Here is a 23918-nt window from a genome sequence, read left to right as displayed (position 1 = left end):
CCGTGGATGTTCCCGTCCAGCAGAACAGGAGAAATGTACCACCCAGACTCGGTGGTAAACCTTCATAAGAAAATCCTCAAGGACGCGGGACTGGAGCATATCCGCTTTCATGATCTCCGACATACCTTCGCAACGCTGGCACTGCAAAATGGCGTGGACGTCAAAACCGTCAGCAGTATGCTCGGCCACTATGACGCCGGATTCACACTCCGCACCTACACCCACGCCACTCGGCAGATGCAGCAAAAGGCTGCGGAGAAAATGGGCAGTTTCATGGCACAGATTCGATAAGACCCACAGGCAAGCAGAGCACCGGAAAGGAAACGGTTTCCTCTCCGGTGCTCTTTGAATCTTTCTGCGCATTTCGTTGTGTGGGTCACGGTGTGGGTCAAGCCGGTGTTTCCAGACGGTAATTTTTGAAAAGCGTCGAAGAAAAATGCCTTCGGCGTGAGGAATAACCGCAATTTGTGTGGGTCAAGACTTTTCTTAAAAGTCATGAAAACAGCGGAAATCATTCGATTTCCGCTGTTTTCTGGAGCTAATGATGTGACTCGAACACACGACCTGCTGATTACGAATCAGCTGCTCTACCGACTGAGCTACATTAGCATATTCACTTTTGGGGTCGCAGACCTGATTCTTACGAATCAGCTGCTCTACGTCAGCATAGGGAACGATGAGATAATTTAAGCAGAAAACATGATACCATACTTTTGCTGGAGCGTCAACCTATTTTCACAGGAAAACGAACTTTTTCTTCTGCTGAACAAGGATAATACGAATTGTATATTATGGATTTTCCGAGGCTTCTAAAAAATGGGCGATTTGCCATCTTTACAAACGCCGGATTCGCGTTCCGCATGTAACTTTCTGTAAAAAGTTCATAATTTGACAAAAACCGCAGCCAGCGTCCGGTTTCGCCGGGAAGCGTTAGTGTTTACATAAAAATGACAATAATTTTTATCTACAAGGAGTTATTCACATTTTCCACAGAGTTATCAACATCGTTTTTCTTTAGTATTATCAACGTATTCAGACAAATATCTCCAAATATCCGCAAAACCGCAAACCCTATTTTCAACCAAATGAAAAAGCAAAAATCACTTTACATAACCGTTCTGTATTTGCCCTTTTCTACGTACACGCAAGGCTTTCTCCCTTGACAGCGGTCGATTTTAGCCGAAAAAACGGGACCAGACTTCCGTCCGGTCCCGCCTGTTCAAATTACATAGTCACTTGTCCGCGGCTCGCGCATCAGGTCCGCCAGCGTGATACCGGAAAAGTAGTCCCGGCTCAGCTTATAATAGCCGTCCCACACCGACAGGGTACGGCAGTCCGCAGCCCGGGCACAGGGGGCCGCGCCACTTTGCAGGCAGGCTACCGGAGCCAGATCCCCTTCCGCCAGCCGTAGAATTTCCCACAGGGTATACTGGTCCGGCTCCCGGGTCAGCCGGTAACCGCCGCCGATCCCGTGAACGCTGTCCACCAGACCGGCCGCCTTCAGGGCCGGCATCAGCCGCTCGATATATTTCAGAGAAATGTTTTGGCGGGCAGCAACATCCTTCATGGGAATGTAGCTTCCGTTGCGGTGTTCGGCCAAGTCCAGCAGGATCCGGATAGAATACCGCCCCTTTGTTGAGATCATAGTATATCCTCCTTGCTCCGTATTTTTGTCTTTATTATACCACCAGTTTTGTAGGTAAATCAACCGCTATTTCCACAGAATTCAAAAAACGTTGATATCCCGTTGATTTTCAGAAATCATCGTGCTATGATGGGGCCGAAAAAAGACGGCGCGTGTCCGCGGCGCCCCCAACAGAAAGGAAGCAAACGATTTTGTTGGATTTTTTAGAGCAGGAACAAATCAGCAAGGAGTTATTGGAGGGCATCCAGGAATACCGGAACGCCTATCCCACCCCTCCGGAGCTGCAAAACCGGATCCCCAAGCCCCGCTACCATTACTACGGAAAGGAGGTCTGGGAAGCCTCTATTGCCGCCCTCCTGTGCGGGGAAAATCTGCTGCTGGCCGGCAGCAAGGCTACAGGTAAAAATGTGTTGGCGGAAAATCTGGCCCAAGTCTTTGCACGGCCAAGCTGGGATGTATCCTTTCATGTGAACATGGACGCCGCCAGTCTCATCGGCATGGATACCTTTGAAAACGGGCAGGTGACCTTCCGTCCCGGCCCGGTGTATCTCTGCGCGCAGCATGGCGGCTTCGGGATCTTGGACGAGATCAACATGGCGAAAAACGAGGCATTGGCTGTGCTCCACGCCACGCTGGACTTTCGCCGCGCCATTGATGTACCCGGTTATGATCGGGTGGAGGTGGATCCAGCCGCCCGCTTCATTGGCACCATGAACTACGGCTACGCCGGAACACGAGAGCTGAATGAGGCCCTGACCAGCCGGTTCGCGGTGATTCAGATGCCCGCCATTGACGGGGACGGTCTGGACCGGCTTTTGGGAGAGGAATTCCCCTCGCTGGAGAAGAAATACCGGGGACAGTTCGTGCAGCTTTTCCTCGACCTGCAAAAAAAGTGCGAAAGCGCCGAGATCTCCTCTAAGGCGCTGGACCTCCGGGGTATGCTGGACGCTCTGCGGCTGATCCGCCGGGGGATCAGCGCCGGAACGGCGCTGGACATGGGTATCACCAATAAGGCCTTTGACAGCTACGAGCAGGGTCTCATCCGGGATGTTATTGCCGCCCGGATCCCGGCGAAGCTGGACCGCAGCCGACTGTTTACCGACTGATATGGAAGCCTCCGGTTACAGCGCCCGCCAGCGGCGGGCCATCAATCAGGTGTGGACTGCCTGCGGGGACTACAAATTTGAACCGCAGTTTCTGGCCATGCAGTCTGACGGCCAGCCTGATCTTTATATGAACTGCGTCATTGGGTTGGTCCACAAATGGTTTGGGGATGAGCTTCCCAAGCAGTTGTTCGCCGCTTGGGCGGGGGACGCACGGCAGGCCGTGTACGATGACCTTGCGTGGCTGGCTCTGGAAAACGCCGTTTATGAGAAGGAATTACCGAAGCGTCCCGCTTTAGCAGCACTGCGGCAGGCCCATGCTTCCGCGTTTTTTGAATCGGAATATCAGCTTTCCCGGCAGGAGTGGATGGAGAAAAACCAGCTGGTGTACGCCATACAGTCCGCCAGATGGAAAACCGTGCTTGGGCAGAGACTGCCTGTGCTGACCCCTTGGGAAAAGGGACTGTCGGAGGCTCTTGCCTGTCCCGGTACCATGAGTGGAGAGGAGGTAGCGGCGGCGATCCGGGCCGCCTTCCAAAAATATCTCCGCTTTGACGGCACCGCCCACGCCAAAACGCCCCTTACCCTCCATTTCGGAGAGCGGTGGGCGCCGCTGCTGACGAAGCTGTTCTCCACGGAGATGGTCCGCACCGACGATCTGGCCATCGGCCGATCTGCGGCGGTGGGAGAAAACGGCATGGTGCGGGCGTCCAATGCCCTGCGCTCCCATTTACGTTCCAATGAGCGGGAAACCGAGGACCGGGACTATGTGGAACGCTGCTTCGGCCGCAGTCTGTACGCTCCCAAGGAATTGGCGCTGATGGAGCAGCGGGACTGCACCGGAAACCATCTGGGCTGCCACCTCTGGTTCACCCGTGGGGAGCCGTCGCCCGACAAACCGGTCAGCGCCGATGCCCAGCGGCTTTTTCAACAGGCAGAGGAGCAGGCCAAGCGAAACCGGGCCGCTTACGTCAAAAACAGCGACCTCTATCAAAGCGCCCTCCTGCGGCTGACGGAGCAGATCCGCAACTGCATGCTGATCCACCAGCAGCCGGACGCCGTCTCCGCCCGACAGGGCCATCTGGACAGCCGGCGGGTCTGGCGGCTGCCAGTGCTGGGAGACGATAAGGTGTTTTTGCGCAGCGACGAGGAAAGCACCCCCGGCTTTACGGTGGACCTGCTGCTGGACGGCTCTGCCTCCCGGCTTCACTGTCAGGAAACCATCGCCGCCCAAGGGTATATTCTGGCAAAAAGCCTTGCGGACTGCGGCATTCCCGTCCGCGTCAGCAGCTTTTGCAGTCTCCGGGGCTATACGGTGCTGCGGGTGCTGAAGGATTTCGGTGAGAAAAACGGAGAACGGAAGATTTTTGACTACTTCGCCGCCGGCTGGAACCGGGACGGACTGGCGCTGCGGATGGCAGCGGAGCTGCTGAACACCGCCCCGGCAGACAAGCACCTGCTGATCCTGTTGACGGATGCCAGTCCCGACGACAGCCACAAGATTCTCCCTACCGGCAAGGTCCCCCTCAGCAGGGACTATGACGGTCAAGTAGGTGTAGAGGACACGGCGGACGAGGTCCGGGCCTTGCGGCGGAAGGGTGTCCGGGTGGCCGCCGTCTTTATGGGGGAGAACGCCAACGTTCCCAACGCCCGTGCTATCTACGGGCAGGATCTGGCTCCCATTCGCCGGATGGACCAGCTCTCCGCCGCGGCGGGACGGCTGATCCAAACGGAGATCCGGGAGCTGTCCGGCTGAATAAACAAACAAACACGCCATACCGGGAGGTATGGCGTGTTTGTTTGATTCTTTTGTGCCAATATTTCGTATTACTTCATGGTCACCACGGTGACGCCGTTTTCGCCCTCACCGTAGACGCCCAGACGGAAAGACTTCACATTTTTGTTCCGCCGCAGGATATCATGCACCGCATTCCGCAGTGCGCCGGTGCCCTTGCCGTGGATGATGGTGACGGTTTCCAAATGGCCCATGACGGCAGTGGAGAGGAAGGTCTCCACCACGCTCTCCGCCTCCAGCGTCTCCATGCCCCGGATGTCCAGCTCCCGGCTGGCGGCAGTGCGGAGACCGGTCACAGCGGTCCGGGTGGGCTTGGGGGCTTTTTTCTTCATGGCGGCCCGCTCATCGTCCTCAATGAGACGTACTTCGTCGGCCTTGGCCTTCATTTTCAAAATACCGGCCTTTAGCTGCAAGGTGCCGTCGCTGCCCACGCCCACCACCTCTGCCGGTGTGGAAACACCAGGGATCTCCACCAGATCCCCCTTCTGAATGGGACGGCTGGGTTTGGGGATCGGCTCGGAGCGGGCATCCCGCTTGTCGATGGCGTCCTCCGCCTCGTTCAGCTGGCGGCGCAGTTCGGCTCTGGCTTCATTGGCGTTGATGGCCCGGTCTGCCTTGGCCTGCTCCTTCCGCATCCGTTCCAGTTCGGCAAACACCGCGTCAGAGGCGGAGCGGGCGTCCCGCAGGATGCGCTTGGCTTCGGCCTCGCCCCGGCTGCGGGCATTTTCCTTGGCCCGCTGCATCTGTTCCCGGAATTCCCGGGCTTTCCGGGCGTCCTCCTCCCGCTGGCGGTACAGCCGGTCAGTCTCCTGCTCTCGCTTTTCCAACGCCTGCCGCTTGGCCTCCAGTTGGGTCAGCACGTCCTCAAACCGAACGCTGTCCTTGCTCATCTGCGATTGGGCGTTGGTGATAACTTCATCGGGCAGGCCCAGCCGCCGAGAGATGGCAAAGGCATTGGACTTGCCGGGGATGCCGATCAGCAGTCGATAAGTAGGGCTGAGGGTCTCCACATTGAACTCGCAGGAGGCGTTCTCCACTCCCGGCGTGGTCATGGCAAAGGTTTTCAGCTCTGCGTAGTGGGTGGTGGCGGCAGCTCTGGCCCCCAGTGCCCGGACGTGCTGAATGATGGCAATGGCCAGCGCCGCACCCTCCACCGGGTCGGTACCGGCTCCCAGCTCGTCGAACAGGATCAGACTATCCCGGTCCGCCTCCTGTAAAATCTCTACAATGGTTTTCATGTGAGCGGAGAAGGTGGACAAGCTCTGCTCGATGCTTTGCTCATCGCCGATGTCCGCCAGCACCCGTTCGTAAACGGACACCTCGCTGCGGTCCCCGGCGGGGATATGCAGGCCGCATTGGGTCATCAGGGTCAGCAGACCCAGTGTTTTCAGAGAAACAGTCTTACCGCCGGTGTTGGGGCCGGTGATGACCAGGGTATCAAACGCACCGCCCAGTTCAATGTCGATGGGTACCGCTGTTTTTTTGTCCAGCAGGGGATGCCGCGCCTTCCGCAGACGGATCAAGCCGTCCCGCCGCACCTGGGGGCGGATCGCGTCCATCTTATAGCTCAATTCGCCCCGGGCGAAGATCAGATCCAGCTGCACCAGCGCGTCATGATCCCACTGAATGTCCCGCCGGTGGGCGGCGGCATCGGCGGACAGCTCCGCCAAAATGCGGTCGATCTCCGCCTGTTCCTTGGCCTGTAATTCCGCGTATTCGTTGTTGGCCTGCACCACCCCCATCGGCTCCACGAACACCGTAGCGCCAGTGGAGGAAACATCGTGGATCAGTCCCGGCAGATTGCCCTTCTGATCCGCCCTTACGGGGACCACAAAGCGCCCATCCCGCTGGGTGATGATGTTGTCCTGCAAAACCTTGGAATAGCTGGGGGAAGAGATGATCTTCTGCAAAATCTGCCGGCTTTTTGCCAGCGCCGCCCGCATGTGACGGCGAATGTCCGCCAGCTCCGGGCTGGCGGCGTCGGCCACGGTGTTCTCGTCGCTGATGCACCGCCGGATCTTATCCTCCAAGAACCGGTTGCCGTGGATGGACAGAAAAATCTGGTCGAGAGCGGTAGGCTCTGCCGCGTCGGCATTGAAATACTCCTTGGCCCGGCGGGCAGCGTACAGCAGATCGCCGATCCGGATCAGCTCCGGGATGTTGAGGCTGCCGCCCCGGTCCGCCCGGTCCAGCAGGTCCTTTACCGGCTTGACACCGGAAAAACCCGGCGCCCCCCGCAGGACGATCATGGCCCGTGCGCCGTCGGTCTGATCCAGCAGGCGCAGCACGTCCTCATAATCTGTTTCCGGCCGGACCGCCAGTGCCAGCTCCTTGGCCTCCGGGCTGACCGCCTGCTCAGACAGTAGTTGAAGGACCCGCGGCAACTCCAAGGTGCGGATGGATTTATCAAATAATTCGCTCATAATCGCTCCTTACCGTATAAAAGGCACGGTATCATACAAAATGTAATCAATCAGGATGGCTCATTCATGCACCGGACACTCTTATAGAAGTCCAGCGTCCGGAATCCCCGCTCCAACTGGGCGGAGACAAAGGCTTCGGCGGCAGCGGACAGCCGCTTTTGGGCCTCCGGTCCCAGTGTGAAGGAATAAAGCCGCTTGGGGTCGCCGTAAACGATGTGCCGCAGGGCGGCCAGTGAATCCCGACACAGGGGAAACCCTCGGCGCCCCTCTCCGCAGGTCCCGCAGCGGAGAACGCCCTGCAAAACGTCGAAATACGGCTGTTGGGGATCGGGGCAACCGCAGTAGGCGCAGGCGTCCGCCAGAGGCTCGTAGCCAGCCAGACACAGCAGCTTGATCTCAAACGCCGCTTTCACCAGCGGCAAAGGCTTTCGCAGAATGGAAACGGCGTACAGCCCGTTGAGCAGGTGGCTCAAAAGCCCCTGATGGGGCGCGTCCTCCGTGGTGACGGCCTCCGTCAGCTCCGCCAGATAAAACCCCAGCGCCATTGCGTCCAGATCCGCCCGCAAACCGTTGAACAGTTCCAGAGTGGCCCCCTCGTTGGCGTAGTACCAGTCGCCCTTTTTGTAAAGCGTCCACTCGGAGTAGGCCAACGGCTGGGCGCAGGCGGCGAATTTGCACCCCTTGCGGCAGACGCCCCGGGCGATGACAGAGAGCTTGCCCCGCTCCGCTGTCAGGAGGGTTAGGATCTTATCGGCGTCCCTTGTCTCCGTCTCCCGGAGGACTACGCCCTTTGTCACAATGTACGGCGACAACGCCATCAATTCACCACCTATGTACGGAGGCCCCGCCTCCGAAAGAAAATCAGCGTCCGGCAGACCCGGCGCGGTAAAGCAGATAGGCCAACGGATCTCCGGTATCCGAAAACAACGTCCAAAGCGAAGGTTCTTTCATCGTACAGCCCTCCCTGATGGATAGTCTGTGTCGAAAAGTCCCGCTTATAGCTGGAAAATGCTTCGTACAGACCCAATTATAGCAACCGGACAGCTTTTTTTCAAGCGGAGGTTGCTGCATGCGCTCCTCCGCTTTATCCGTGCCGAAACTGCCGCAAGGCATGGCACGAATGAAAAACAGCCGCAAGCCATCAGAACATGGCTTGCGGCTGTTTGCGCCTATTACTTGCTTTGTTGTCAAAAAGCGAATTACTTCAGTGCCTCACAGGCGGTCAGAGCTTCCCGGATCGCCGCTTTGTCGCTGTCCGTCACGGAGCAAGGGTGCGATCCCACAGGGAGCCACCTGTTCCTTTAGCAGCGTTTCCAAAAGAGTGTTCCCGCTTTCTGAGAGTTTTCGAATGACAGCCCCTTTACTGTCCGGTCTGCGCGTTATACAGCTCCGCAAAGTTGGAGGTGGCAACCTCAATCAAGTAGCTCTCAACCGTTCTGTCAGCATTTTCAATGCGGAACATGACGTTTCCCTCTCCCTTTAATGCTGTCAGCACCTCATCGATATAAGCATCATCAATATTAACTCTATCATCACCACAATACATAGTACCTGTTATCTTGTGGTCTGCACCATCGGGCGTTCTCATGGTGATGTTATATTCATCCCAATAGCGCTCAGAGCTGTTTTTGACCTGTCTGCTGCCATATTCATAGAGGAATATCATAACATTATCGTCCAGATCCACCATTACATTCGCATACAATTTTGAATTTGTTGTTGCGCTGTTGCTAAAAGTACCTACGAGATATTCGTCTTCCGTAATATACCATTCATCTGTTGGCTGATTGAAGTCATCCACATAATAGTCGATGCGCCAATCGCCGAATGACTGTCCGCATCTTTCGCAGGTACCGCTTTCGGTCGTGCGGCCCAGAGCGGGAACGGTTTCCTGTGCCACCAGAACCTCGCCGCACTCGGAGCAGCGCTTGCCCTCTGTCAGCCCGGTCTTCGTGCAGGTGGGTTCCACTGCCGGTATAACTTCCTCCACATGGGTATGCTTGTCGGTGCTTCCGCTGTTGGTATTTCCGCCATTGGTATTTCCGGCGTTCCCGCCTCTGCAAGCCACCAGAGGCAGCGTCATTGCCACCGCAAGCAAAATTGTTGTCAACTTTTTCATCTTCTGTCTCCCTTTCGTTGTCTTTATATTTGCAGTGCGTTTTCCGCACAGGCAAATCCTTCCCAGCGCCCGGTCAAAACAAGGTTTTTTCCTGCTCCGCAAACAGCTTGTCATTGATCTCCCCCAGGGGTAGCTGATGGACCACGCCATAGCTGATAATGGCGTCCCGTCTGGTGCGGGGATACAGTTGGGCGTAGCCCCCCTGCGTCAGCATCCGCTGGGTCTCATCCAGCGTGATGCCAAGACCGACGCAGATGCACAGCAGCCGATCCCTGGAAGGATTCCGCCGCCCCGCAAACACCTGATGCAGATAGACCTCGCTGATGCCGGACCGGCGGGCCAGCTCCGCTTTGGTCAGATCCTTCATTTCGTAAAGTCGCGTCAGCCCCGCCAAGCGGTATAAAAACGTTCTTCGTCTGATGGAGGCATTTTAAAGATGAAAGAGTCCAGAATCACCCCGGAAAAGCAAAATCTCTGCCCGCTTTGCAGAGTTCCCCTCCCGGATGGCGCATCCTTCTGTCCCCACTGCGCCCGCAGTATCAAGCCCTGGACACGGCAAAAGGCCCCCAAGCCACTGCAAAAGAAGTTCCTGCACATTGCCGCACTGGTGACAGCGCTGGCCGTGATCGCCAGCTGCACCTGACAAGCTGTACTGTTTCCGGCTGGAAAACCGGCGTGCTGGCCTACGGCACCACCTGGGTCAACGCCATGGACTGCCGCTTCGAGGACAATCAGGTGGGATTCCGCTTCAACGCCGAGGGTACCGTCGTCACCCACACCCAGTATGCGAACAACGAGTTCTTCCACAACGGCACCGCCGTTCTGCTGGAGAGCGTACCCGCCGAAAGCCCCCTGTCCTTCCCCGGCAGCGTGTTCGAGGACAACGATACCGACATTGACAACCGCTGCGGACGGGAAGTGAACATTTCGCAGACGGCCTTCCGCTGACAGCTATTTGAAAAGAGGACCCATCCGTATTGGATGGGTCCTCTTTTGCGCGACGGGAATCGCCGGTGCATACTGCCGCTGATTTCTTTGCCGATTCGATCTTCTGTCATTATCTCGTCCCATTCAGCGTCAGCTTGGCTTTCTCCATTGTGATGACAAGAATGGGGATCAGGATGATCTGTACAAGGATGCCGGGAAGCGCATTGGTCACTGCGCCCGCAAGAAAAAGAGAGCGGTCAAACACGGTATGCTGCAAGCCCGCCATCATAAACTGTACACCGCCCCACACCAGGCGGCCCACGATCATAGCGGCGATCAAAGTGACATATACAGACCAATTTCTGCGGGGGAAAATGCGGTATAAGATCCCGGAAACCGCGCCATAGGCGGCCAGTTCAAACGCCATGGCCACTGCCGTATAAGCCGTAGGCATCCCAAAGAGAAGGGACCGCAGCAGCGGGGAAACAAATCCCACCGCCAGTCCCCACGGCCAGCCGCAAACAAAGCCGCACAGCAATGCCGGAATGTGCATTGGGCAGAGCATGGATCCAATCTCAGGGATCTGTCCCGTCAGAAACGGCAGGACCAATGCAATGGCAAGATACAGCGCCGAGTAGGTAAGCTTTCTGATCTGCACAGAAGAACGTGCATCGTTCCGGGTCATAGGCATGCAGTATCTCCCATCTCCGTCAGCAGTTGGCGAATATGCTCCATCGCGTCATCCATGATGGCAGAAGATTTCTGGCTGACGCCTGCCACATAGGTGTCGCAGAGATTCATGGGGATCAACACCCGGTAGGCCGCGCTGGCAGCAACGGCATTGGCCATTGCCGGAGAGATCTCTCCCATCAGCGCGTCGGCAAGGGCTATCCCCATAGGGCCAACGATGATCTGGGCAGTCCGGCTGGCAACAATGACCGGGTTTTCACCGGTCGCCACCCGGTCCGCACCGGCACGCATCATGCTCTCTGACGCGGCGCTGTTGGTCCCGACGGCCATGACCTCCACTTGCGGGAAGGATTTTTTGATGCTTTCCACCAGCCGTTTTCCGAGCTTTCCGCCCTGACCGTCAATTACAAGGATCGTCATATCAAAACCATTCCTTTCATCCCACATAAATAAACGTACCGGACGCAGGCGCGCCGTATGCTTCCTGAGTGAGTGCACGGAGTGCCTCTTCCGCGTCTGTATCACTGAATAGGCTCGGATACATGGCCTTGGCAAGCAAAACCGCTGCGCCGGTCCGTCTGGCCTGACCGGAAAGCAGCTCCTCGGAGAGCAAAATGACCCGGCCATTCCGGACGGCATCCAGCCCGGACCAGCCCTCCCGTGCTTTCAACGCACCGCAAACCGTTTCCGCCTGTCGGGTGGACGACACTCCGCTGCCAAGGACGGAGCGCTCCACGACCTTGACGATCACACCGGGATCTTTACGCTGGATCCAGCCGTCATCCACAATCAGTGCGTCATTTTGCAGCTTTGCGGACACGTCATACGCCCCGGCATTCAAGATGATCTGATGCTCGTCAGATGATTTATGGACAGTGTGGTAGTCCTCCGCCGTCTCCCAGTAAATATAGAAGCGCTGGCACTCAAAGAGTCCGCTCAAACGGTCCTCCAGCAGTGTTTGATAGTAGAGCAGCGCAGTTTCTGCCGTTTGGCCGCTTTCATCCGCGCCGGTGTTTTCTGCCTGGTCAGCGGGAACGGTTTCCGTTGCGGTCAGCTCACCGGTGGTCGCATCCTTTGCGCCGGTAGCTCCCCCATTGGCATCATGCTCCGGTGTTTTTCCGCCGTCCCCCTGCTGCGTGAGGGTTTTGTCCGCACCGGGAACGATCTCAGCGTCTGCGTCCTCCGCATACGTCTTTCGGTCGGAATCCGGGTCCGTTGCGGTCGGGGCATCCGCATCCGGTCTGACATCCTCTTCTGCCGCAGGATCGTCTTCCGCGTCCTCAATCTGTTCGGCCTGTCCCAGTTGGTCCTCCGCTGCCTCGCCGTTCTCATCGGGGATCGGATCCACAGGCACGGTGGTCCGGGTACGGCAACCCGTCAGGGTCAGCAGCAGCACCACAGTCAACAATAAAAGCTTTGCGTTTTTCATTCTTGCTTCCTCTCAGGCGTGGAGACACTCCACATACTTCAAGCGAAATTTTGTTCTCCGGTCTGCATTGTCATACAGCAGCCGCTCCGTTTCGGTTAAAAGACTTTGCAGTTCGGCCCGCTGTTCCTCCCCCATGGCATGGGTACTGTATGCAGACTCCTCAAAAAGTGCAGCGGCATGACGGAACTGCGCGGCGTATTCCGGAGAAACGGTTTGGGCCAGCGCAGCGTCCCATTGGGAGAAGGGGCGATTCCCAACGCCTTTTCCACATCGATCCAGATAGGCAGCCAGATGTAGAAACATGGCGCGGATCGCTTCCCCGCAGTCAGGGGAATCAAACGCCGCCCGCCGTTCCATTGCCTTGCGCCGCCGGGCGTCAAACAGGACGAACGGTAGGAAGGGCAACGTCAGCAGAGCCAAAATCAGAATCGTCAGTACGGCGATTTTTAGATAGTCGATGCGCTTGGGACGGCTGATTTCCTGTTCCTGTTCATAAATATGCTGATAGTCCTGCGTATTCTGCGTATCTCCGGACATCTCTCCGGCGGTTTCCGTATCCAGCCGGTTTTCCTCACGGGCGGTCTGGGGCGGTTCCTGCTGCGGCGTATAGTCTGCGCCGGAAACAAGCTGTTCGGCAGCATCCAGCCGATCCCGCACATGCTCAGAGGCTTCTTCCACCCCCATGCGAACACCGGGAGCCAAGAGCTGTACCGTCAGAAAAACGGCCATGACTGCCAGCAGAAATACCAGTCTGCCCCGCAGGGTATCCACAGGCAGGGCCAACAGCGCCAGCAGCGCAAAAATCAGCACATTGACAGCCGCCGGAGGAGTCAGTCCGAACCAGATCTCCCCGCCGGTCAGGGCCAACGCCGCCAGAAGCGGAACGATCTTGCTGCCGCGCAGGTATGCAAGCAGGAGAACACCGGCCGCTGCCGTCACCAGCAGGCCCAATGCCAGAACCGGGCTGGCCGCGTCCGAAACCTCAAAATAATCGTAGGCATAGGCATTGACCGTCTCACTGGCCGCAAACATCAGATTGCACAAGCACTTCAGGCTTTCTCTGGCAGGCTTGAGGGCCAGAAGCAGCACTGCCGCAAGCAGCGGCACACCGACAATGGGGAGTGCTGTTTTCCATGGTTTTGCCCGCTCACTTTTTTGAAAATCAAATTGTAACCCAACCGTCTGATGTTTCATGAACATTCCTTAAATCTCAAGATATTCCAATTCCTGCGCCATATTCTTCCGCGAAAAGGGTACAACTGTCACCCCGCCGCAGCTCTGTGTGCCGCCGTCAGACAGCAGCACGGTCACACGGTTGCCCGCCTGCAGCAGGGAAAGGCCCCGGGGCAAGGACGGCGCGCAGACAACGGTATGCGCATAGACATCCCCGGACCATTTGCGGAAGCAGTCGCAGATGCTTTCCGCATCCGGTGCGGCAGCGGCAGTCAAAATCTGCTCACGCACCGCTGTACAGTCCTGCTGATCCTGTACCGTGCACAGAGAGAGTTCCGCTAATTCCCTGTTTTTCCAGCCAACAGAATGGGTGATCCCCTGTTCTGTCAAGGACCGGGACAAGGACAGCAGCGCCGTCATGGCCGCGTCCAGCGCATCCGCGGCATCTTCCTTCCCAGTGGTGGAGGTATCCAACAGCAGCAGGACCTCCTCCGCTACCGGAAGCCCCAGTTCCCGCACCATCAGGGAGTCTGTCTTTTGGGAAAGCTTCCAGTGGATCTGCCGGATGGGATCGCCGGGAACGTATGTACGGAATCCGAAGGTCTCACTGGGATCGTGCCCCGGATGGTTGGAAGACCAGCGCTCGCTGTCCGCCGTGACCGTTTCATTTTCCGCAAGGGAGATCTGCATGTCAAACAGCAGCGGTTCGACGGTCACGAAGCGGGTGCTCCGAACTGTCAGGGCACAGCGGTACAAGCCAAACCAATCCTGCACAGCCGCGTCGCTGAGAGAAAGCATGACCGTACCGCAATGGGCGGTACGCAGCGTACCTGCCGCGTCAGGCGCAAACCGCGAGGCCGAGAGTTTCACCGCCGTTTCCTCCCCGGTCAGGCGGCTGCGGCCCCGAAGCACTGCCGTCAGCACCGCTCCGAGCAGAAGGCCCTCTGCCCGCACGGAGCATTCCGCGGCATCTCCCTGTTTGCAGCAGTCCGGCGCAGATAGATGAACCGTTACCCGTCTGACTGAACGCACCACGCAGAGGACCGACGCAGCCGGCAGGAAAACTGAAGCGGCCAAAATCGTCCGGGTGCCGGTATTGTTCTCAAAGAAATACAGCAACATGGCAAACAGCAGCCATGCGCCGTAAGCAAATCTCCGTTTCCGCATCATGCCTGTCTGCGGTCCGGAACTTCCACCGTTTCCAGCAGTTCGTTCAGTACCTGCGTAACCGTTCCGCCGGACAGCCGTGATTTCTGGTTAAGGATCGCACGATGGGCACAGACATCATGGAAAATCGCCTGCACATCGCCGCCTGTCACATAATCCCGGCCCTCCAGATAAGCATGGGCCTTGGCCATACGGTCAAGGAACAGGGTACCGCGGGGGCTGATGCCTACCTCCACCATGGGATGCTCCCGGGACGCCATGGCCAGACGGGTAATATAGTCCAGAATACTGTCCTTTGCTGTGACGGCCCGCACCTCCGCCTGCATCCGCAGCACATCGTCACGGGTGACCACCTGCGCCACGGAACCAATGGGATCTGTGCTCTGGCGGTCCCGGAGGATGGACATCTGGGCCTCATAATCGGGATAACCGATGGAAAGCCGGACAAGGAACCGGTCCATCTGGGCATAGGGCAGCAACTGGGTGCCTGCGGTTCCTACATTGTTCTGGGTCGCGATCACCGCAAAGGGCTTTTGCAGCGGATAAGTTGTGCCGTCCACCGTGACCTGACGTTCTTCCATCGCTTCCAGCAGGGCGGACTGGGTTTTGCTGGACGTCCGGTTGATCTCGTCCCCAAGCAGCAGGTTGGTATTGCTCACCACGCCGCTCTTGTACTCAAAGCAGCCGCTGTCCTTGTTGTAAATGGAAAAGCCCACAATATCGGACGGCAGCACATCCGGCGTGAACTGGATGCGGTTATAGGTCAGGCCCAGTGTGCGGCTCAGGGCCACCGCCAGCGTTGTTTTGCCGACGCCGGGGATATCGTCCAGCAGAACATGTCCGTCGGCCAACAGCGCCATCAGGATCTTTTCTATGACTTCACGCTTGCCCACCACGGCCTTTTCCACTTCAACAATGATCGTTTGCAATTCACGGTTCATACGATAAGTCCTCATTTTCTACCATCGCTTGACAAGGGCAGACACGGTTTTGACGGGCAAAAATGTCTGCACCTGACAGGGATGGATTTTCGAGTGATTTTTGTTTTTTTGAGATGCAGGCGGGCTGGCGCCCACCAAGGCGAAAAGAGCAAAAAGCGCCGGAAAGACGCGCTGTCAGGCGTGTTTGCCCTTGTCGAGCGATGGTATGGTTTTGATTGCCGTACAACACAGCAGTCCCAAGTGGTCCGCTCTGTTCTAAAGCAATAAGGATGCCCGCACATCCGTCTTGTGACGGATGTGCAGGTCTCCTGCGGCTTGTGCCTCGTGATTTACTTTGCGGGAACGGTCAGCGTCTGACCCACATAGATCATAGATGCATTCTTGATCTGGGGATTGGCAGAGAAGATCTTGCTCCACAGCTTGCCGCTGCCGTAGACCTTAGATGCGATCTTCCAGAGGGAGTCGCCGGACACAACGGTGTAGGTTCCATTCTCTGTCGTGGTCGCGGACTGGCCGGGCTTCGCAGACTCAGCCGGCGCCGCGGTGGCCGTTACCGTGATGCGGCCCTGAGGGGCGGCATAGGCGTCGCCCACCACATTCCCCAGCTCTTCGCTGATGTACATCCACACCACATCCCGCACAACGGCCTTGGTGATGGCAGACTTCTCGTTAGCCTCCGCAGCCGCCTTAAACACATAAGAGGAGTCCATGCCGTTAAAGTTTGCGTTGTGGGTGATGACCGCATAGGTAGCGTTCGGGTCGAACGCCTTGCCGTTTACATCGGTGATCGTCACACGGCTGACGGAATTTGCCTTGAACCAGTACTTGCCGTAAGCTTCTCCCTTGTCATAGGCCCGATCCGCGTTGACGCTGTAAGTCAGGCCCGCAGCCTGCATAAAGGAAGCGCAGGCATCGGCGGATGCATCGCCGTAGGGCAGCGCCTGAGCAGCCGCCTCCAGAGCTTCCAGCAGCTGAGCGCCGCTCATATAGATCACAGCCACCTTGTTGGGATAGGGCAGGACGGCTGCCAGCTCCGCCGCGCCGAACTTGCCGGCAGCAATGTCGGCGCGCAGATTGCCGCCGTTCCAGAGGGCAACAATGTGATCGGCGTCCACATCTACCTTGGTGTTGCCGGCGGTCACATCGTCCTCGTCAAAATACGCATTGATCTTGCCGGACACGGCGAACCACCGCAGCGCGTCGGTCCACAGATCGCCCAAATTGGTCTCCGCCTTACGGGCCGCGTTGTCCGCGCCGGACAGCACCACGCTGCTGTAAGCCTCCAGCGTGTCATCCAGTTCCACCTCATTCCCGTGGGCATCCACGAACTTGGATGCGGACACGGACGTGGCCATCACGCTGAGTGCAAGCCCCAGCGTCAGCGCAAGGCTGATAAATCTGTTCAGTTTTTTCATAGCTTCCTCCTAAAATGAGTTTTCAGGCATTTTCCGCAGCATCAAACAAAAAAGGCACCAATACCCTCCTTGGGAGGACACTGATACCTTCGTAATATCTGTATTGCCTGAGCGTATAAAAACATATGCGAAAAATGTCAGCTTGTGCCAACTTTGCCAGCTTGTGCTGACGGAAAAATTTTATCAAAAAAGTTTTATGTTGTCAATACGCCATTTGCCATGCTGCAATTTCCGAAAGATTCCGGTTGCGCGGGGTGGCAAAATCCGGTATGATAGAAAAAAAGTGAAAAGGAGAACTGCCATGATCGAAGAAATGCTGGCATATAACCGCGAATTTGTCCGGTCCAGGGGCTATGAAAAGTTCCAGACCAGTAAGTTCCCAGACAAGAAAATCGCCATCCTCACCTGCATGGATACCCGTCTGGTGGAGTTGCTCCCCGCAGCGCTGGGCATCCGCAACGGTGATGTGAAGCTGATCAAAAACGCCGGCGGCATGATCACCGGCCCCTTTGACAGCGCCGTGCGCAGCCTGCTGGTGGGTATCATCGAGCTGGGTGTGGAGGAGGTCATGGTCATCGGCCACACGGACTGCGGCGTAGCCCACATCAATGCCGACATGATGATCCGCCACCTGATCCAGCGGGGCGTTTCTCAGGACCATATCGACATGATGCGCTACTGCGGCATTGACTTTGAGGCGTGGCTCCGAGGCTTCGACTGCGTGGAGAACTCCGTGGCGGAGACCGTGGACCTGCTGCGCAACCATCCCCTTATGCCCGCCGATGTCACCATCCGAGGCTACGTCATCAACACCGAAACCGGCGAGTTGACCCCGCAGGAGTAAAATCCGCAGCAGGCTCCGATCCCAACTGGGCCGACGGTGTATATTTTCGGCCTGAAACTGTCGATAAAGTGGTAAATCCTCCGTACCGGTAAGGAAGGGTGTGCGCGGGAAACCCAAGAAGGGGAAACGGGCGATGCGCCGCCAGCGGCGGAGAAAGCGAGTCCGTTTCGAGGAAGGCCCCGATTTCCGGGCGCAAAGCGCACGGAAACCGGCTGGGCCGACGGTGTATTTCTGCCCCGCGCGGGGGAGAAAAGGCTTTTTCGACACGCTGAGGACAGTGCTTTTTAAGCACTGTCCTCTTTCGCCATGTCATTATTTTATCGTGCAAAGAAGCGGAAAGCCGTCCACTGTTGCAGCGTCTCTCCCTTGCGCAGGATCGGCGACGGGAACGCTGGGCAGTTCACCGCGTTGGGAAAATGCTGCGTCTCCAGACAGACGCCGTGGGCCTGACCGTAGACCGCACCGCCCTTTCCCTTGCGCTCCGTCAGCCAACCCGCCGTGTAGAGCTGCATTCCCTCTATCGAGGTGGTCATTTCCAGACCGATGCCGGTGGCGGGGCACCACAGCTCCGCCGCAGGGCCCTCTTCGCCATCGAGGACATAGTTGTGGTCGTATCCCCGCCCGCCGTTAAAGGCTTTATCGTGGAGACGGCTCCCAAATGCCGCAGGTGTCCGGAAATCCAGCGGCGTTCCCTCCACCGGCGCCAGCGTCCCCACGGGAATATTCCCGCTATCCATGGGCGTATACCGGCTGGCCCGCAGGGTCAGCACATGATCCTCCACTGTGCCGCTGCTGTGGCCGCCCAAATTGAAGTAGGTATGGTTGGTGAGATTCACCACCGTGCTCTGCTCCGCCGCCGCCTTGTAGGCGATGGTGAGCTGATTGTCGATCAGGCGATAGGTGACCTCCACCCGGACAGCGCCGGGAAAACCCTCCTCACCGTCGGGAGAGGTGTAGGAGAAGGTGACCGCGTTTTCCTCGCAGGTAAATTCCCACAGTTTCTTGTGGAAGCCCTCGATTCCGCCGTGAAGGCAGTTTTCCCCTTCGTTGGCCGTGACGCGGTACGACCTGCCGTCGATGGTGAACCGTGCCCCGCCGATGCGGTTGGCGCAGCGGCCGATGGTTCCGCCAAAGCAGGCGTCCAGCGTCCGGTAGCTCTCCAGTTCGTCATATCCAAGGCAGATGTCCGTCAGCTTGCCGGTTCGGTCCGGCACGCGGATGGCCCGGACAGCCGCACCGTAGGGCAGCAGCTCTACGGCGAATTTGTCATTGAACAACTCAATGACGGGCACCTCTCTGCCATTCAGCACGCCAAACGGCTTCAGTCGATACATCCCTTATCCCTCATAGCCGTTGGGATGGCCGCTGTGCCACGCCCATGCGTCGGAAACGATCTGATCCAGCCCCAGAACAGGCTTCCAACCAAGAACCTCGGCAGCCTTCTTGTTGGAGGCGATCAGGACAGAGGGGTCCCCGCCCCGGCGGGGCTCCACAACGGCCTTGATCTCCTTGCCGGTGATCCGGCGGGCCGTTTCGATGATCTCCCGCACGGAATAACCGGCGCCATTGCCCAGATTGAACACGTCACTGCTGCCGCCCCGCTCCAGATACTCCAGCGCCAGCAGATGAGCCTCTGCCAAGTCCTTCACATGGATGTAGTCCCGCACGCAGGTGCCGTCCGGCGTGGGGTAGTCCTCGCCGAAGATGCCGATGTGATCCCGCTGACCCAGAGCCGTTTTCATCACCAGCGGGATCAGGTGGGATTCGGGGTTGTGATCCTCGCCGATGCCTGCCTCCGTGTCGGAACCAGCGGCGTTGAAGTAGCGCAGCGCCACATAGCGGATGTTGTAGGCGCAGTCGCACCACTTCAGCATATTTTCAATGGCCAGTTTCGTCGCGCCGTAGGGATTGGTGGGTTCCGTGCGGTCCCCTTCCTCAATGGGCTGCTTCTCCGGCTCGCCGTAGGCCGCCGCCGTGGAAGAAAATACGATCTTGTCCACGCCGTGAGCCTGCATGGCCGACAGCAGGGACACCGCGCCCTCCACGTTGTTGCCGTAGTACTTCAGCGGGTTGGTCACGCTCTCGCCCACCAGCGAAAATGCCGCGAAGTTGATGACGCCGTCGATTTTGTTTTCCGTGAAGATCTGATGTAGGAACGCGCCGTCCCGCAAGTCACCCACATACATCTTCCGCGCGCCCTTGACGGCCTGCCAGTGTCCGGTGCGCAGATTGTCCGCCACCACAACTTCGTAGCCCCGCTTGACCAGCAGCGCTACCATGTGGCTGCCGATATAGCCGGCTCCGCCGGCCACCAGAATGGTTTTCATATACACGTCCTCCTTATTTTTTCACGTCTATATCCAGCTTACACGCTCTGAACAAATCTTAAGAAGGCTTCCCTGCCCTCTGGTGTACACTTGTAAACGCCGGCGTGCTCCAAAACCGTGGCGAACACCACGCCGACCTCCCGCCGCAGGATCTCCTCCGCGTTTTCCTCGGTAAACGTATAGCGGGCTTTCAGCTCCTCGGTCCAGTCCGCGTGCTTTGCCAGCGTCTCATCGGCCCGCAGGTCCTCGCCACGGGCCAGTGCCCGGGCCACGCCGTTCAGCTCGGCTTTCAGCCGGGCGGGAAGCACTGCAAGGCCCATGACCTCGATGAGGCCGATGTTCTCCTTCTTGATGTGGTGCAGCTCCTGATGGGGGTGATACACGCCCAGCGGGTATTCCTCCGTGGTGATGTTGTTCCGCAGCACCAGATCCAGTTCGAACTTCCCGTCCCGCATCCGGGCGATGGGGGTGATGGTGTTGTGGGGCTCACCGTCGGTCTCCGCGAACACAAAGGCCGCCTCGTCCGTATAGCTCCGCCATGCGGTGAGGATGCGGTCTGCCAGCTCCACAAGACGCTGATCGTCTCCGCAGCGGAGCCGGATCACGGACATAGGCCACTTGGCGATGCCCGCCTCCACATCCTCAAAGCCCCGGAAGGCGATGGGCCGCTCAATGGGGGCCTTCTCCATGGCAAAGGTGTAGCAGCCGCCCTGGAAATGGTCATGGCTCAGAATGGAGCCGCCCACGATGGGAAGATCTGCGTTGCTGCCCACAAAATAGTGGGGGAACTGCTTAACGAAGTCCAGCAGCTTGCGGAAGGTAGCTTTGTCGATCTTCATAGGGGTATGATGCCCGTTCAGAACGATGCAGTGCTCGTTATAGTAGACGTAGGGGCTGTACTGGAGGAACCAGTCCTCCTGATTGATGGTAATGGGGATGATCCGGTGGTTCTGCCGGGCGGGATGGTTGAGCCGTCCCGCGTAGCCCTCGTTTTCCCGGCAAAGCTGGCACTTGGGATAACTGGTCTGAGGTGCCGCCTTTGCCGCCGCGATGGCCTTGGGGTCCTTCTCCGGCTTGGAGAGGTTAATGGTGATGTCCAGCTCCCCGTAGGGGGTGGTTGCCTTCCACTTCACATCCTTGGCGATGCGATAGCGCCGGATGTAGTCCGTGTCCTGACTGAAACGGTAAAACCAGTCCGTAGCGTCCTTCGGGCCAGCTTGATACCGCCGCCGGAACTCGCTGATGACCTGAGAGGGCCGGGGCGTCAGCCGCCCCATCAGCTCCGTGTCAAAGAGATCCCGGTTCGTGGTATCATCCTCGATCCGTCCCCGGGCCGCCGCGTCATCCAGCAGCTCCTTCAGGATGTCCTCCAAGGGGCGCTCATGCGTTTCCGCCGGCTCCTCCCATGCATCCATCCCCATAGCCTGCAGCAGCTCGTTCACCGCCCAAGGGCGGTCATATTCATCGATCAGTCCCGTGCGGAGGGCGTAGCCCACCAGGTCCTTGATGGCTTGGTAACTCATGCGTCTGTTCTCCTTATCCCAATCTGACGCCGCCAGCTGGCCGGATCATCACCACATGGCAGCAGTCCTGACCCAGCGCCGCCTCCGTCGCTTTCTTGAAGGTGTCCAACATATCCAGCGGCACAAAGGCCTGGGCGGTACCACCGAAGCCACCGCCGTGGACACGGACAGCGCCCCGCCCCTCCAGAATACGCTCGCACAGGGCGATGGTCACCATCAGTTCCTGCGCCGCCGTGCTTCCGGTGGGAATGACATTCTGCAAATACATGGCGGAGGACCGACCAGACTCCCGCACCAATGCAAGGAACTTGTCGAAATCCCCCTGACGGAGCGCCTCTTTTTCCGCCAGTGCCCGGCGGTTTTCCGCGTAGACATGGAAGGCCCGGTTTACCGCCCGGTCCCCTGCCGCTGCTCTGACCTTGGGCAGTTCCGCAAGGAACGCTTCCTCCGGCACCTCACGCAGCACCTCTTTGTCAAAAACGCGGCAGACCGCCCGCAGCTCGTTGGTGATGGCGCTGTATTCATTGGTCAGATCCTCGTGGCCCGCGCCGGAATCCAGAATACACAGGGCGTAGCCGTAGGCATGGAGATCCACATCCAGCTGCTCCACCGCCGGGTGGGCCGTATTCTCGAAATCAATAGATACCACGCCGCCCACGGAGGAGGCCATCTGATCCATCAGACCACAGGGCTTTCCGAAGAACACATTCTCCGCGTACTGGCCGATCTGGGCCAGCTCCACCGCCGTGCAGCGCCCCTCCCAGAAAAGCTCGTTGAGCATGGTCCCCATCAGCACCTCATAGGCAGCGGAAGAACTCAAACCGCTGCCCTTGGGGACGGTGGAGGTCATGTACACATCCAGTCCCCGCTCCTGCAGATCACAGCCCATGGCGCTCATGCAGGACGCTACGCCCCGGATCAGCGCCGCTGAGGTATTGATCTCTTCCTCCTTCGGGTCAAGCTCGCGGAGATCCACCTCGATCATGGGATATCCCTGAGACAGCACCCGGATGATCCCGCTCTGCGTAGGCGCCACGGCCGCCAGAATATCCAGATCAACAGAAGCGGCCAGTACGCAGCCCTTCTGATGATCGGTGTGGTTTCCTCCGATCTCCGTACGGCCGGGTGCGCTGAACAGCGCCTGCGCCGGACGGTCAAAGGTCTTATAAAACTCTTCCATGACCTCCATGCAGCGGGAATGGGCCTTTTCTGCCCCCTCCGCACCATAAAGCCGAGTGAGTGTTTTATGAAATGCAGCCTGCTGCACATAGGTCTCCAGCCCTGTATATGTCATACCTCGCGCCTCCTTGCTTTCTTCGTACATCCAACCCTCTGCGGGCTTCTATTCTATGTCCGCCGTTCTTATGAAACGGCCTGATCTTCTAAGCTCTCCGCTGTGACCGCCTCATACCGCAGCCACACATACCGCTCATCCGTCAATTCCAGATCCTGAGAAGGCTCTCCATCCACGGATAGGGAAACGGCCAGCTCCATCATGCTCTCTGCTAATCCGACAGCGTCATTGCGGACAGTCCCCTTCAGCGTTCCCTCCCGCAGTGCCTCCAAGGCTGGCGGCGTGGCGTCTACGCCTACAATGAAGGGCATGGAGCGCTTGTCCAAGCCGGCCTCCGCGCAGGCGTCAATCGCTCCCAATGCCATGTCGTCATTATTGGCAAAGACTACCTCGATGTTCTCTCCGAACTCCTGCAGCCATTGGCGCATACTGACGCTGGCCTGACCCCGCTGCCAGTTGGCAGCATCGCTGGCCAGCTTTTCTGCAGAGACACCTGCGTTTGCCAGGGTGGAGATACAGTATTCCGTCCGGAGCAGGGCGTCCTGATGTCCCGGTTCTCCCTCCAGCATCACATACTGGATCACGCCGTCGCCGTTACGGTCCAGCGTGTCTCTTTGGGTCCGCCATGCGTCCAGTACCAGCTCACCCTGTAAAACTCCGGCATCTCCCGCTGGAAGGCCCACATAGTAGGCGTGTTTCCAGCGGCGCAGATCCTCCTCCACCGGTTCCCGGTTGAAAAAGATCACCGGCACCCCCGCAGCCTGTGCCTTGTCGACGATCACCGCCGCCGCCGTGCGATCCACGATGTTGACGCAGATCACGTCATATCCCCTCTCCAGGAAGCGGTCCACCTGCTCATTCTGGCTGGTCTGGCTCTCCTTGCCGTCGGTGATATATAAGTTGATTTTGCAGTTCTGCGCCTGTTCTTTCTCCAGGGCTACCCGCTGCAATTCTCTGGTCACGGTCTCAATGAACGTGTCCTCCTGCTGATACAGCGCCACGCCGATCCGAAGCGTTTGCTCGGCTTCCCCGCCTGTATGACAGGCAGAGAGCGTCATCAGCAGAGACAGTGCGGCGATCAGACAACCGATCCTTTTCATCCG

At 58.1% G+C, this 23918-nt stretch carries 23 protein-coding genes and 1 tRNA gene; 6 read left to right on the top strand and 18 right to left on the bottom strand.

Annotation, left to right across the window (positions count from 1 at the left end):
• On the top strand, positions 1 to 291 hold a 291-nt coding region (locus H8Z83_RS15120), incomplete at its 5' end, for a site-specific integrase (protein WP_187015819.1).
• A 242-nt stretch (positions 292 to 533) separates the two neighbouring features.
• Here the strand turns inward: H8Z83_RS15120 and H8Z83_RS15115 are convergent.
• Together H8Z83_RS15115 and H8Z83_RS15110 are read right to left on the bottom strand one after the other, a co-directional pair.
• Positions 534 to 609, bottom strand: a tRNA-Thr gene (locus H8Z83_RS15115).
• Positions 610 to 1219: 610 nt separating this feature from the next.
• A complete protein-coding gene (locus H8Z83_RS15110) occupies positions 1220 to 1645 on the bottom strand; it encodes an RrF2 family transcriptional regulator (protein ID WP_187015818.1) in 426 nt (141 codons plus the stop codon).
• 191 nt (positions 1646 to 1836) lie between these two features.
• Between H8Z83_RS15110 and H8Z83_RS15105 the strand changes: the two genes are divergently transcribed.
• Together H8Z83_RS15105 and H8Z83_RS15100 are read left to right on the top strand one after the other, a co-directional pair.
• Positions 1837 to 2751, top strand: coding sequence for an AAA family ATPase (locus H8Z83_RS15105; RefSeq protein WP_207732069.1), 915 nt, complete (start codon positions 1837 to 1839; stop codon positions 2749 to 2751).
• Position 2752: 1 nt separating this feature from the next.
• Positions 2753 to 4504 carry a vWA domain-containing protein gene (locus H8Z83_RS15100; protein ID WP_187015817.1) on the top strand — a complete coding sequence of 584 codons (1752 nt, stop codon included), beginning with the start codon at positions 2753 to 2755 and terminating at the stop codon, positions 4502 to 4504.
• Positions 4505 to 4575: 71 nt separating this feature from the next.
• Here the strand turns inward: H8Z83_RS15100 and H8Z83_RS15095 are convergent, their stop codons facing one another.
• The 4 genes from H8Z83_RS15095 to H8Z83_RS15080 all read right to left on the bottom strand — a co-directional run bounded on the left by H8Z83_RS15095 (position 4576) and on the right by H8Z83_RS15080 (position 9452).
• Positions 4576 to 6966: an endonuclease MutS2 gene (locus tag H8Z83_RS15095; RefSeq protein ID WP_187015816.1), complete on the bottom strand. Its 2391-nt coding sequence runs from the start codon at positions 6964 to 6966 to the stop codon at positions 4576 to 4578.
• Between the two features lie 50 nt (positions 6967 to 7016).
• Positions 7017 to 7784 carry a DNA repair protein RecO gene (gene recO, locus H8Z83_RS15090; RefSeq protein ID WP_187015815.1) on the bottom strand — a complete coding sequence of 256 codons (768 nt, stop codon included), beginning with the start codon at positions 7782 to 7784 and terminating at the stop codon, positions 7017 to 7019.
• 542 nt (positions 7785 to 8326) lie between these two features.
• Positions 8327 to 9085 carry a hypothetical protein gene (locus H8Z83_RS15085; RefSeq protein WP_187015814.1) on the bottom strand — a complete coding sequence of 253 codons (759 nt, stop codon included), beginning with the start codon at positions 9083 to 9085 and terminating at the stop codon, positions 8327 to 8329.
• A gap of 73 nt (positions 9086 to 9158) precedes the next feature.
• Positions 9159 to 9452 carry a helix-turn-helix domain-containing protein gene (locus H8Z83_RS15080; RefSeq protein ID WP_187015813.1) on the bottom strand — a complete coding sequence of 98 codons (294 nt, stop codon included), beginning with the start codon at positions 9450 to 9452 and terminating at the stop codon, positions 9159 to 9161.
• A 69-nt stretch (positions 9453 to 9521) separates the two neighbouring features.
• Between H8Z83_RS15080 and H8Z83_RS15075 the strand changes: the two genes are divergently transcribed.
• Together H8Z83_RS15075 and H8Z83_RS15070 are read left to right on the top strand one after the other, a co-directional pair.
• Positions 9522 to 9728: a zinc-ribbon domain-containing protein gene (locus H8Z83_RS15075; RefSeq protein ID WP_187015812.1), complete on the top strand. Its 207-nt coding sequence runs from the start codon at positions 9522 to 9524 to the stop codon at positions 9726 to 9728.
• Between the two features lie 32 nt (positions 9729 to 9760).
• Positions 9761 to 10033 carry a hypothetical protein gene (locus tag H8Z83_RS15070; protein ID WP_187015811.1) on the top strand — a complete coding sequence of 91 codons (273 nt, stop codon included), beginning with the start codon at positions 9761 to 9763 and terminating at the stop codon, positions 10031 to 10033.
• A gap of 109 nt (positions 10034 to 10142) precedes the next feature.
• Here the strand turns inward: H8Z83_RS15070 and H8Z83_RS15065 are convergent, their stop codons facing one another.
• From H8Z83_RS15065 to H8Z83_RS15035, 7 genes are all read right to left on the bottom strand, one after another.
• Entirely contained in the window at positions 10143 to 10703 is a 561-nt protein-coding gene (locus H8Z83_RS15065) for an ECF transporter S component (RefSeq protein ID WP_243185038.1), read from the bottom strand.
• On the bottom strand, positions 10694 to 11122 hold the full coding sequence (locus H8Z83_RS15060; RefSeq protein WP_187015810.1) for a DUF3842 family protein: 429 nt from the start codon (positions 11120 to 11122) through the stop codon (positions 10694 to 10696). The genes H8Z83_RS15065 and H8Z83_RS15060 overlap by 10 nt, the downstream gene beginning before the upstream one ends.
• 16 nt (positions 11123 to 11138) lie before the next feature.
• Complete coding sequence (locus H8Z83_RS15055) at positions 11139 to 12131, bottom strand: substrate-binding domain-containing protein (protein ID WP_187015809.1); 993 nt, start codon at positions 12129 to 12131, stop codon at positions 11139 to 11141.
• Between the two features lie 12 nt (positions 12132 to 12143).
• Positions 12144 to 13325: a hypothetical protein gene (locus tag H8Z83_RS15050; protein ID WP_187015808.1), complete on the bottom strand. Its 1182-nt coding sequence runs from the start codon at positions 13323 to 13325 to the stop codon at positions 12144 to 12146.
• A gap of 9 nt (positions 13326 to 13334) precedes the next feature.
• Positions 13335 to 14474, bottom strand: coding sequence for a DUF58 domain-containing protein (locus H8Z83_RS15045; protein ID WP_187015807.1), 1140 nt, complete (start codon positions 14472 to 14474; stop codon positions 13335 to 13337).
• The gene (locus H8Z83_RS15040; RefSeq protein WP_187015806.1) at positions 14471 to 15412 is read right to left on the bottom strand and encodes an AAA family ATPase; all 942 of its coding nucleotides are present in this window, start codon (positions 15410 to 15412) and stop codon (positions 14471 to 14473) included. Before H8Z83_RS15040 ends, H8Z83_RS15045 begins: the two co-directional genes overlap by 4 nt.
• A gap of 329 nt (positions 15413 to 15741) precedes the next feature.
• Complete coding sequence (locus H8Z83_RS15035) at positions 15742 to 16827, bottom strand: 5'-nucleotidase C-terminal domain-containing protein (protein ID WP_187015805.1); 1086 nt, start codon at positions 16825 to 16827, stop codon at positions 15742 to 15744.
• A 301-nt stretch (positions 16828 to 17128) separates the two neighbouring features.
• Here H8Z83_RS15035 and H8Z83_RS15030 point away from each other — a divergent pair, with 301 nt between their 5' ends.
• Positions 17129 to 17671 (top strand): beta-class carbonic anhydrase, encoded by a 543-nt coding sequence (locus H8Z83_RS15030; protein WP_187015804.1) that lies wholly within the window; start codon positions 17129 to 17131, stop codon positions 17669 to 17671.
• 317 nt (positions 17672 to 17988) lie between these two features.
• Here H8Z83_RS15030 and H8Z83_RS15025 read toward each other — a convergent pair whose 3' ends face one another.
• From H8Z83_RS15025 to H8Z83_RS15005, 5 genes are all read right to left on the bottom strand, one after another.
• Positions 17989 to 19005, bottom strand: a complete 1017-nt coding sequence (locus H8Z83_RS15025) for an aldose epimerase family protein (RefSeq protein ID WP_187015803.1) — start codon at positions 19003 to 19005, stop codon at positions 17989 to 17991.
• 3 nt (positions 19006 to 19008) lie between these two features.
• Positions 19009 to 19998 (bottom strand): UDP-glucose 4-epimerase GalE, encoded by a 990-nt coding sequence (galE, locus tag H8Z83_RS15020; RefSeq protein WP_187015802.1) that lies wholly within the window; start codon positions 19996 to 19998, stop codon positions 19009 to 19011.
• A 38-nt stretch (positions 19999 to 20036) separates the two neighbouring features.
• Positions 20037 to 21521, bottom strand: a complete 1485-nt coding sequence (galT, locus tag H8Z83_RS15015; protein WP_187015801.1) for a UDP-glucose--hexose-1-phosphate uridylyltransferase — start codon at positions 21519 to 21521, stop codon at positions 20037 to 20039.
• A 13-nt stretch (positions 21522 to 21534) separates the two neighbouring features.
• On the bottom strand, positions 21535 to 22815 hold the full coding sequence (locus H8Z83_RS15010; protein ID WP_187015800.1) for a galactokinase: 1281 nt from the start codon (positions 22813 to 22815) through the stop codon (positions 21535 to 21537).
• A 68-nt stretch (positions 22816 to 22883) separates the two neighbouring features.
• On the bottom strand, positions 22884 to 23915 hold the full coding sequence (locus H8Z83_RS15005; RefSeq protein ID WP_187015799.1) for a galactose ABC transporter substrate-binding protein: 1032 nt from the start codon (positions 23913 to 23915) through the stop codon (positions 22884 to 22886).
• Positions 23916 to 23918: the final 3 nt, after the last annotated feature.

It is taken from the genome of Dysosmobacter segnis (assembly GCF_014297285.1).
GTDB classification, from domain to species: Bacteria; Bacillota; Clostridia; order Oscillospirales; family Oscillospiraceae; genus Oscillibacter; species Oscillibacter segnis.
The sequence above is the reverse complement of the archived record's forward strand: the minus strand, read 5'-3'. Positions and strand labels throughout refer to the sequence as shown.